General features: G+C 69.6%; 1 protein-coding gene. It reads left to right on the top strand.

Annotation, left to right across the window (positions count from 1 at the left end; genetic code table 11):
- Positions 1 to 317: 317 nt before the first annotated feature.
- Positions 318 to 2,536 (top strand): polyribonucleotide nucleotidyltransferase (locus G6030_RS05240; protein WP_182642426.1); only part of this gene is annotated, 2,219 nt, incomplete at its 3' end.

Below are 2,536 nucleotides of genomic sequence, written 5' to 3'. Positions count from 1 at the left end.
ACCTCCGACCACCGGAGGTTCAATAAAGGTAACGGGCGGTGCCCGCGCGCCCCGGTGACCCGGGCGTTTATCCCTGATAGCCTCAGGTGCAGCCGGTGCGCACGTGCCGGGGTGGTCGACAGGTCCGATTGGCGGTCCTCGGTAGTGGCCGCCGGAACCCGACGCACGCGGGGTCGTTGAGAGCCGCGTGAGTGCCGTTCCGGCCGCTTCGATCGAAGACCGAGGTCGTACCGGGACCCCCTTGACACGTGACCGGCGGCCCCGGCGGACCCGGATCCGCCGCGAGGCCCCATCACCCCCGATACGACAGGAAACACATGTCACAGATCACGGCCGTCGAGATCGAGGACGGCGTCTTCGAATCCGTCGCGACCATCGACAACGGCGACTTCGGCCGCCGCGAGGTCCGTTTCGAGACCGGCCGGCTGGCCAAGCAGGCCGCCGGCTCGGTCGTCGCCTACCTCGACGACGACACGATGCTGCTGTCCGCCACCACCGCGGGCAAGCACCCCAAGGACCACTTCGACTTCTTCCCCCTGACGGTGGACGTCGAGGAGCGGATGTACGCCGCCGGCCGCATCCCCGGCTCGTTCTTCCGTCGTGAGGGTCGCCCCAGCACCGACGCGATCCTCACCTGCCGTCTCATCGACCGGCCGCTGCGCCCGACCTTCGCGGACGGTGTCCGCAACGAGGTCCAGGTCGTCGTGACCGTCATGAGCCTCGATCCCAAGGACCTCTACGACGTGGTGGCCATCAACGCCGCCTCCGCGTCCACCCAGCTGTCCGGGCTGCCCTTCTCGGGCCCCGTCGGCGGCGTGCGCGTCGCGCTCATCCCCACGGCCGCCGACCCGGCCGGCCAGTGGGTCGCGTTCCCGACCTCCGAGCAGCTTGAGGGGGCCGTGTTCGACATGGTCGTCGCCGGCCGTGTCGTCGGCTCGGGTGACGACGCGGACGTCGCGATCATGATGGTCGAGGCCGAGGCCACCGACAACGTCATCGAGAAGATCGCCGGCGGCGCACAGGCGCCCACCGAGGAGGTCGTCGCCCAGGGGCTCGAGGCCGCCAAGCCGTTCATCGCGGAGCTGTGCGCCGCCCAGCAGGCGCTGGCCACCGCCGCGCCCGGGACGCCGCGCGAGTTCCCGCTGTTCCCGCCGTACGCGGACGACGCGTACGCCGCCGTCGCCGAGGTCGCGGAGACCAAGCTCGCCGAGATCATGCGCATCGCGGACAAGCAGGAGCGCGAGGTCGCGACCGACGAGCTCAAGGCGTCCGTGCTCGACGAGCTCGCCGACCGCTTCGCCGACCGCCTCGGCGAGATCGGTGCCGCGTTCAAGTCGCTGACCAAGAAGATCGTCCGCCAGCGGATCCTCACCGACCACTTCCGGATCGACGGCCGCGGCGTGCGCGACATCCGCGCGCTGTCCGCCGAAGTCGAGGTCATCCCGCGCGCCCACGGATCCGCGCTGTTCGAGCGCGGCGAAACCCAGATCATGGGCGTCACGACGCTCGACATGGTCAAGATGGCCCAGCAGATCGATTCGCTCGGGCCCGAGACCAGCAAGCGCTACATGCACCACTACAACTTCCCGCCGTACTCCACCGGTGAGACCGGCCGCGTGGGCTCGCCCAAGCGTCGCGAGATCGGCCACGGCGCGCTCGCCGAGCGTGCCCTCATGCCGGTGCTGCCCAGCGTCGAAGAGTTCCCCTACGCCATCCGCCAGGTCTCCGAGGCGCTCGGGTCCAACGGTTCCACCTCCATGGGCTCGGTGTGTGCGTCGACGCTGTCGCTGCTCAACGCCGGCGTGCCGCTCAAGGCGCCCGTCGCCGGCATCGCGATGGGCCTCGTCTCCGACGAAGTCGACGGCGAGACCCGCTACGTGGCCCTCACCGACATCCTCGGTGCCGAGGACGCGTTCGGCGACATGGACTTCAAGGTCGCCGGCACCGGGATGTTCGTCACCGCGCTGCAGCTGGACACGAAGCTCGACGGCATCCCGTCAGAGGTCCTGGCCGGTGCGCTCACGCAGGCCCGTGAGGCCCGCCTGACCATCCTGGACGTGATGGCCGAGGCGATCGACGAGCCGGACGAGCTGAGCCCGTTCGCGCCGCGCATCATCGCGATCAAGGTCCCCGTCGACAAGATCGGCGAGGTCATCGGGCCCAAGGGCAAGATGATCAACTCGATCACCGAGGAGACCGGCGCGTCCGTCTCGATCGAGGACGACGGCACCGTGTACATCGGCGCCACCGACGGCGAGTCGGCGCAGGCCGCGATCGACAAGATCAACGCCATCGCCAACCCGCAGCTGCCCAAGGTCGGCGAACGGTTCCTCGGCACCGTGGTCAAGACCGCGCCCTTCGGCGCGTTCCTGTCGCTGCTGCCGGGCCGTGACGGCCTGGTCCACATCTCGAAGCTCGGCGGCGGCAAGCGCGTCGGCAAGGTCGAGGACGTGGTGAACGTCGGCGACAAGATGCAGGTCGAGATCGCCGACATCGACAACCGCGGCAAGATCAGCCTCGTGCCCGTGGGCGAGGA

Origin of the sequence: Dietzia sp. E1 (genome assembly GCF_014145015.1) — a bacterium.
GTDB classification, from domain to species: domain Bacteria; phylum Actinomycetota; class Actinomycetes; order Mycobacteriales; family Mycobacteriaceae; genus Dietzia; species Dietzia cinnamea_A.
Note: the sequence above shows the minus strand (reverse complement) of the source record. Positions and strands in the feature narration are given on the sequence as shown.